Source organism: Paenibacillus ehimensis NBRC 15659 (genome assembly GCF_004000785.1).
Classification (GTDB): Bacteria; Bacillota; Bacilli; order Paenibacillales; family NBRC-103111; genus Paenibacillus_G; species Paenibacillus_G ehimensis.
Window position 1 is genome coordinate 1 of the sequence record NZ_BILX01000140.1, and the last position, 7,663, is coordinate 7,663.

7 protein-coding genes are annotated in these 7,663 nt (G+C 58.6%); 2 read left to right on the forward strand and 5 right to left on the reverse strand.

Annotated features, from left to right (window positions below):
* A partial coding sequence (locus tag PEH01S_RS33540; protein ID WP_164828134.1) for a GNAT family N-acetyltransferase occupies positions 1–3,105 on the reverse strand: 3,105 nt, incomplete at its 3' end.
* 173 nt (positions 3,106–3,278) lie between these two features.
* On the opposite strand from PEH01S_RS33540, the gene PEH01S_RS33545 reads away from it, so the two are divergent.
* Positions 3,279–3,770: a DUF6884 domain-containing protein gene (locus PEH01S_RS33545; protein WP_025845872.1), complete on the forward strand. Its 492-nt coding sequence runs from the start codon at positions 3,279–3,281 to the stop codon at positions 3,768–3,770.
* 74 nt (positions 3,771–3,844) lie between these two features.
* Here the strand turns inward: PEH01S_RS33545 and PEH01S_RS33550 are convergent, their stop codons facing one another.
* The 4 genes from PEH01S_RS33550 to PEH01S_RS33565 all read right to left on the reverse strand — a co-directional run bounded on the left by PEH01S_RS33550 (position 3,845) and on the right by PEH01S_RS33565 (position 6,935).
* Complete coding sequence (locus PEH01S_RS33550; RefSeq protein WP_127490383.1) at positions 3,845–4,456, reverse strand: TetR/AcrR family transcriptional regulator; 612 nt, start codon at positions 4,454–4,456, stop codon at positions 3,845–3,847.
* A 4-nt stretch (positions 4,457–4,460) separates the two neighbouring features.
* Complete coding sequence (locus PEH01S_RS33555) at positions 4,461–5,213, reverse strand: alpha/beta fold hydrolase (RefSeq protein WP_025845876.1); 753 nt, start codon at positions 5,211–5,213, stop codon at positions 4,461–4,463.
* Positions 5,214–5,420: 207 nt separating this feature from the next.
* On the reverse strand, positions 5,421–6,185 hold the full coding sequence (locus PEH01S_RS33560; RefSeq protein ID WP_127490384.1) for an ANT(4')-I family aminoglycoside nucleotidyltransferase: 765 nt from the start codon (positions 6,183–6,185) through the stop codon (positions 5,421–5,423).
* A gap of 216 nt (positions 6,186–6,401) precedes the next feature.
* A complete protein-coding gene (locus PEH01S_RS33565) occupies positions 6,402–6,935 on the reverse strand; it encodes a hypothetical protein (RefSeq protein WP_127490385.1) in 534 nt (177 codons plus the stop codon).
* Positions 6,936–7,034: 99 nt separating this feature from the next.
* Between PEH01S_RS33565 and PEH01S_RS33570 the strand changes: the two genes are divergently transcribed.
* The gene (locus PEH01S_RS33570) at positions 7,035–7,640 is read left to right on the forward strand and encodes a TetR/AcrR family transcriptional regulator (RefSeq protein ID WP_127490386.1); all 606 of its coding nucleotides are present in this window, start codon (positions 7,035–7,037) and stop codon (positions 7,638–7,640) included.
* Positions 7,641–7,663 lie beyond the last annotated feature (23 nt).

Here is a 7,663-nt window from a genome sequence, read left to right on the forward strand (position 1 = left end):
AAGAGGGAAGGCGAGCCGGCGTAAAGCCTCCAAGCTGTCCGCCGGCAGCGGGTCGTCCGGGAAGACGAGGAACACCGGAGCCGAGCGGCTTACGCTTCCGTGAGGCAGACGAACCCTCCGCGAGAGCGACAGGCAGCAGATGTCCTTGTTCGTGTAGACCGAAGGGCGGTTGGCTTCTTCGTCCGTCACGATGTGCATGACCCCGGTCCGGCCGTCAAGGCCGAATACGTAATCCTTCGTTTCGCGTACGCTGAGCTCGCCTTTTCCGAGAGGGTAACGGAGCGCTTTGCCGTTCGGAGCCGAGGTTCGCAGCCACCCGTAGCCGTCCGTCCCGTCGGGACGAAGGAACAGCTCGCTGAGCATCGATTTGTCCAGATACGTTCCCGTGTTCTGACGGATGTCCGTCATATAAGCAAGCACCGGTACCCCGGGGAGCATCAAATAATAGCTGTCCATGGTCGTCCCTTTGAACGTATCGTGGTTCCGGATCGATTGGCGGACCCGGATACCTGCCCAAACGTTGCCTTTTCCGTCGGAGAGGCGGACAAAGGCGGCGGAATGCTCTTCTTTGCGCACGGATAACGGTCCCATCTCGTCGAACTGGCCCGACAAGCCGCCGGTCCAAGGATTCCACCACGACTTCGCCCCGTATTCGGGAAACCCGGAAGCGAGCCATTCCCGACCCCCGGCCGAAAGCGAGCGCAGCCCGGGGTAATAGTCGGCCGAAGCGGAGATGCGGATGATTCCGTTATCGGCCTCAAGCACCGAGTAACCGGCTTCGGTCGATGCCGTGCTGCTTACTTCACCGCTCGAAACCGGGAACAGCGCGGCATGATACGCCTCTTCGTGCGCGCCAAGCCGCGCTTCCACCCGGACCACGCGGCAGCGGGAGGACGGCGGAGGCAGCATGAAGCGGGCTTCCGCCGCCTCGTCGCCGGATGCCAAATGCGCCCGCTCCGGTGTTTCTGACGCATCCATGTAGCATGCGGAGAGCTCGCCTTCCCATATGGTCTGCTTCGCATCCCGAAGCGTGACCGGCACTTCCTCCGCATCGGGCCGCACGAACGGATTTCCTTCATTAGCCGCCAGCTCCACATGGCGGACCGGCAGTGGAGTCGTTTCCTGTCCGATGCGTTTCAAGGCGAAGTCCCGGAACGAGGTCCAATCGTCGAACCCGCCCACAGACAGGAAAATCGTATCCGAGGTTTTTGTTTCTCCGGCTTCCAGCCGGCCCAAGCAGGTTTCCAGCTCCACATACCAATCGCCCATGTTTATCCGGTGGGTGCCGGACCAGCAAATCCCGTATGCGCTTCCGGTGCCGCGGGCGAAGAGCCAAGGCTCGGTAACCTTGGAGCCGTCCCAATACTCGTAATCGATGCCGTGCGAGTCGGTCGTTTCGACGATTTGACCGTCGTAAGGCAGAACGATCCCGTATAGGTCGGAACGAAAGCGCTGGGAGATCCACATTTCGCTGACGACCGGAGCGTCCGAGTCGTTTTCCAGCTCCTGCCACAGCTTCGCCGTGCCGTCGGCGTACAGCAGCGTGTGGAGATGCAGCAGCAGCTGCGGAAACGCATCCGAACGGTATGTATGACGGAAGCCGACCGCTCCCCGTTCCTCTTTGGGCTCGACCCGCACCGGCTTTTTCCGGGCAAATTCGGGGGAATACGGCTTGCCTATGGACGGCGGCAGCATCATGAGCTGTTCGTCCTTCCGGTTCCATGCCTGAAGGAACGCTTCATTGTGATCCTTATCGTATTCGATCCCGTAGCCGCTATTCACAGCAACCCGGTTGTTTTCCGTCTCTCCGGTAAACATCGCCCCGGGCCCGGCGAAGGCTCCGCCGACGAAGCGGGTGAACGTCACCTCCGGCCCGTTGTCCGGTACGGCCCGCACTTGAAGCCGGGCTTGGTAGAAGCCGTAGTCGAGCAGGCGGTACGGAACCGCCAACGAGATCCGCTCCTTCGCTTCCAAGCGCGCTTCGAAGCTCTTCCGTCCGAGCGCAAGCCAAGCTTGCTCCGGCAGCTCGAAGGAGAACGTGGCCGTTTCCGGGAAATGGTTTTGCATCTCGAGGTACAGGACATAATCCCCGCCAAGCGCATGCCTTACATCCGGCACCTGCATCTTCAGGCCGGCCGGAAATTTCGGCACGATGCCGACCTTGAGCAGCGCCTCGAGCCCGTTAATTCGAACCCGGGTCTGCACGGCAGGGCAGGTACGCCATTCGCTTTGCTCTTCCTCGATGGCTCCGACGAAAAAGCGCGCGGCGATCCGTTCCTCGCCTTCCACCTGCCTCTCGCTTTGCCAATCGAATGCGACATTGCGGTCCGATTCGCCCTGGAGCTCAAGCTTTAGCGGGGCGCCCGATTTGTTCACGATGCGGTATTCGATAACGTATTCGCTTCCGAACACCGGCTCGGCCTGCTCCGCGGCCGCGGACAGCAAGTAGTCCTCCGTTTCGATGAGACAGATGCCGCGGCCTCTGCGCTCGATATCGACGCGAAGCGATTGTCCGTTCTTGGACCATGCATAAGTGTATATATCGAAGCCGTTTTCTTTACGACCGTCCGGCTTCACTTCGATCGTCCGCGTCAAGTCGGCGTACCAATCGATATCGTTCAGATAAGGGGCAAGCGCCTCGCAAGCGGCCACCTGGGGGATGAAGTTCATGAAGTGCGTCGCGTCCTCGCGGTCTTCCCAGAAAAAGCCGCATTTCTTGTACAGGGGCACCGCCTTCATGTTGGCTTCCCAAGTGTACAAATCGACGCGCGGCCAGCCCAGGCGGATCGTTTCCTCCACCGCCCGCAGCACGAGCAGCTTGCCGATTTTGCGGCCGTGGTAGTCCGGGCGTACGTTCAACAGCTGGATGTACAGCGCGCCGGTATCCTCGCGGTATTCGCCCAAGCTGCAGTATCCGACGACTTGACCGCCGCAGACGGCCAGAAAGACCGCCATGGCATCCGAGCTTTCCTCGTCCCGGCGAATCTGCTCGGCTGTCCGGACGGCCGGTCCGCCGCCCCATTCGTCTTGGCTCCGGTTCCACATCTCGGCTACGCTCTCCGCATAATCAGGGTGGTAATGTACGATGTCCACATGCGTTGTCATTTTAGCTTCCACCTCGGCTCCAGTAAAATATAGAAGATACTGGATATACGTCCGAGGCGGGAGGAAGGTTGCAGATCCCGGGAAAAAGAAGGGGAAAACCGCTCCCGCGGCGAAGCAGTGAGCAGCAGGCAACGACGGATGCTGCGCACAACGACGAAAGGAGCGGGACGAACGTGAACAGACTGTGCATCATTCCTTGCGGAGCCAAAAAAATATGGGATACCGCCGCCGCGCCGTCAGGTCCTTGCCCGGCCAAGCAGGCGTACATTTCGCCCCTTCACCGAAAATGCCAGGCGTATGCGGACCGCTTTTTTGACCATTGGGCGATTTTGTCGGCGAAACACGGCTTTCTGCTGCCGGACGATAAGCTCTATGAAAATTATAATGTCGCCTTCGGCAGCGGTCACCCGGAAATCGTTTCATTGCACGAGTTGAAACGTCAAGTAAGCGAAAAGCGGTTGGACCGTTTTGAGGAAATTGTCGTGCTTGGCGGCAAAAAGTTTACCCGGATCGTTCCCGGGGTGTTTTCCGGGGAGACGCGGATCTATTTTCCGCTGGTCGGCAGCAGGGGGATCGGGGAGATGCTGCAGAAGCTGAACCGCGCTCTGGAACGCAGCGAACCGTTCGACGGCATGGTTGGAACAAGGCGAGGGAGCTTCGATTAAGAGGCCGGAGCTGCCCGCGATCGGACAGAAGCTCCCGCCGCCGTCGTATGGACGGAGCGGAAGCTGCGGGAGAGTCAGGACCCGTTCGGCTGCACATTCCGGCTGCTGCAAAATTCCTCGATCGTTTGAGCCTTCATGTCGTCCAGCGGGAATCCTGAAGGATAATTCGTATACATCAGCATGATTCCCTGGAGCGTCGAGGAGAAGTGAAGGGACCGTTTCCGGGGATCGGGAGCTCCCAGCTTCTCGAACATTTCGCATTGGGCCTCGAACTGCTCCGCGTAGGCGCCCAGCAGCCGGTTTCCGTGCCTGGCGACGACTTCATCTTGTCTCGGGCAGGTGAATAAATTCAGATAAAAGCGGAAGACCTCCGGCTGCTCCCGGACGTTGTCCAGCGCCCCTTCGACGATGTGGCGAAGCTGCTCGGCAGGGGTTTCTTTGGCGGCGGCGGCCTGCATCACTTCGAGAACCTCTTCGATACGAAGATCGACCATGGCGGCGAGGAGTTCCTCCTTGCCTTTGAAATAATTGTAGAGAAGGCCTTTTGAAATGTCCGCTCGCTTGGCCACATCGTCGATGGAGGCGGAGTGGAATCCTTTCTCGATAAAAAGCGCCATCGCCGCTTGCAAAATTTTGTCTCGGGCGGCGCGGCGAATCCGTTCGTTTTCTTCCGGCGTGCGGGGCATGTTGTCACTCCTCCAGAAACGGCAAAATCGTATCGGTAACCTCGCCGGGATGGGTTAGCGTAAGCATATGATCCGCGCCATCGATCCACACGAGGCGGGCATTCGGCAGCTGACCGAATCGCTCGGCGAGCGGGAACAGGTCTTCGCGGTCGAGCGTGCCGATCATAAACAAAGTCGGTGCCGCAAGCTCGTCCAGCCTTTCGATGGCGGGAGGCTGGGGCCATACCGATTCGCTGCTTTTCCATTCGAACCATCGTCCGGTGTTGTGTCGAATCATCTCATACACGAGCTCTAGGTGAGGGGTTGCCTTGACGACGTCATATGACGGTAAATCAAGCGAAAGCTCGGTCATTTTCTTTACATCCGGCGCCGCAGCGAGGACGCGTTGGAACCGCTCCTCGATGTCGGGGGCATTCCGGAAGCCCGTGACGGAGCAAGCGATGAGCGCAAGCTTGGATACCCGCTCGGGGTACGTCAGGGCGAAGTCGACGGCAATCTGGCCGCCTATGGAGTGGCCGACAAGCAAGGCTTTTTCCAAGCCGAAGTGGTCAAGAACCATTTTTAAATCCTCGATGTAATTGGCGGGCTCGACAGGCGCCGGCGATTGTCCGGCTCCCCGGCCGTCGAATGCGATAACCCGATAGCTTGCCGCAAGCCTCGGAACCATGAACTGCCAGGTGCGCAAATCCGCCCCGCCCCCGTGAAGCAGGACGACCGTCTCGTCGCCCGTCCCATGCATTTCGTAGTGAAGATCCATCGTTATTCCTCCTCCGACGTATTTTTTTTCCGCAACAGCGGATAGAGTGATGACCGGACCATGACGCGTAACAGAAGCGATGGGAAAAGATGCCAAGGTCCTTTGCAGTTTAGTATAATTTATGACTGAACGTACAGTCAATAAAAAATGGCCGTTGACATAGAAAAAGACCCGCAACGAGTGCGGGCCTTAATGCCGGATTGCCTTTTAAAATGGAATTCGTTCCGTGATAAACGCGTAGTCATGCTCTTCCGCCCAAGCTTTCAGGCTGCTCCAGAACGCCTCGCACACCAGGAAGACGCGGTCCGGGTCGGATAGCTCGCCGGACAGTACGAGCTGTGCCAGCGCATCGAAGCCGGCGGGCCGGTCGGGCAGGGTCAGCGCCTCGGGGATGACCTTAGCGCCGGTAGAGTAGGCCGTCCGATGATGCAGCCCGATCAGCATCGCGCCGTAATGCGCGGTTTCCATGGCCAGGTAAGGCAGGTACGTCCGCGGGCCTTGGGCGTTGGCATTGCGCCATTTGCCGGCGAATTCGAACATTTCGCCGACCAGAATGCCGCTGATGTTTTCCCGGAAATCGGCTTCATCCGGCGACAGGACCGCTGCTTTCAGCTCGGCGAAAAAGCCGTCCGGGTCGTAAAGCGGCAGAGCCGTAAGGAAAGCGCCGTGGGACAGAGGCCATGTATCCTCGACGGTCCGGGCGTACTGCAGCAGCACATCCTCACTGTACACGTTCACCTCCGCTTTCCAAGCCCCGGCCGCCCATTCGTGGCTGAAGTCGACCGGCTCGTCGCCCGAGCGGAGAACGCAAAGCATCTCGGTGTCCGAGAACGGCCCGTCCGTTCCGCGCGCCATGGAGCCGTAGAGACCGATCGCTTTTATTTTCCCGCCGTAAACCTGCTTAAGCCGACCGGCAATTTCGCGGGCAATCGCCCGTCTTTCTTCTTTGGTTACCGCCTGTGGTCCGTTCATTCGTTTGCACGCTCCTTGATAGGTTTAAGGTCGGTTATTGCGCACCGGATCGAACGGAGGCGGCGGTCCCCGGGATTAACGGGGGATTTTTAGGCGAGGCATGAGCATCGACCTCCTTTGTGGAAAAAAATGTACGTTTGCTACTCTTATAAACGTGTGGGCGGGGTTTAAGGTTTCAGGCAAAAGCGAAAAGCGTCCCGTTTTACTTTTATTCGGTTATCCTTTTTTGGGCCAGAGCGTGTAGCTGAAGCTCCATACAAAATCGATCCCCAGCACGAGCGCCCAGCGCCAGATGATGTTCCACAAGCTCGCCGTTCGGCTGTCATCGCCGACGAACCAGATCATGCCGAGCAGGATCAGGCAGCCGATGATCCAGGCCAGCAGGTGAAGAAACCATGTCTTCCGCTCGCGGCGGGCGTGGGCAGTGCCGTGCTTGGGCCGCGGCTCGGGCGCCGGAGCTCCTGCGAACCGGTGTGCGAACCGTTCGTCGGCCCACCGGATCATCCGGTGGCCGTAGGCGACGGAGACGCCGATATAGACGGCGGCGAGGCCGTGTACGAAGCTTGCGGTCGCCCCGTTGCGCAAATCAATGACGGTCGCGACAATCAGGATCAGATCGACCAGCGGCGTGGCCGCCAGCAGAAGGGCTCCCGTTCGTTTCAGGCCCAGAATATAGCGGAATATGAGTCCGGCGGCGACAAATACCCAGAAGCCAATTTCACAACCGATAATAAATGCGGCTATCGTCATGCAAGCAGTCCTTTCTTTTTTTTAATACAGTTGTGTTATTAAGCAGGATTTATTTTAGCACCATTGTATTAAAAAAAACAAGTATGCTATAATCGGCATATGCCTAAAATCGTAAATCATGAAGAACGACGGGAGCAGCTGGCGAAAGCGGTGTGGCGGATTATTCGCCGGGAAGGGCTTGAAGGGGTCAGCGTGCGCAGGGTCGCCGAGGAAGCCGGCATGTCTCTTGGCTCGCTGCGCCATTACTTCGATTCGCAATCGGCTTTATTGGCTTTCTCCATGCGGCTCGTCTCTGAACGGATAAAAAAACGTGTGCAGTCGCTTCCGCTGGATGGCGATCTCCGGGAAAATATCGAAACGCTTATCGGTCAAATCGTGCCGCTGGATGAAGAACGGCTGGCGGAAAGTCAAATCTGGATCGCGTTTTCGACCTTTGCTTTGACCGAGCCGGGCTTAAGGCCGCTGAGCCAAGAGATCCATGACTCGCTTCGGGAGATGTTCCGTAAGATCATTGACTCCCTCGCACAGTCGAAGCTGCTGAAGCCGGGGCTTGACACGGAGCTGGAAGCGAAGCGGTTTCACGCGCTGGTGGACGGTTTACTCGTACACGGCGTCATCGCGCCTGAGGCCATGCGTGCGGAAGAAATTGCGGGGATCATTGCGCGGCATCTGGACAGCTTGCTTGTGCAGCAGCGTGGTGCGTAAAGGATAAAGAGCCCGTCTCCGAC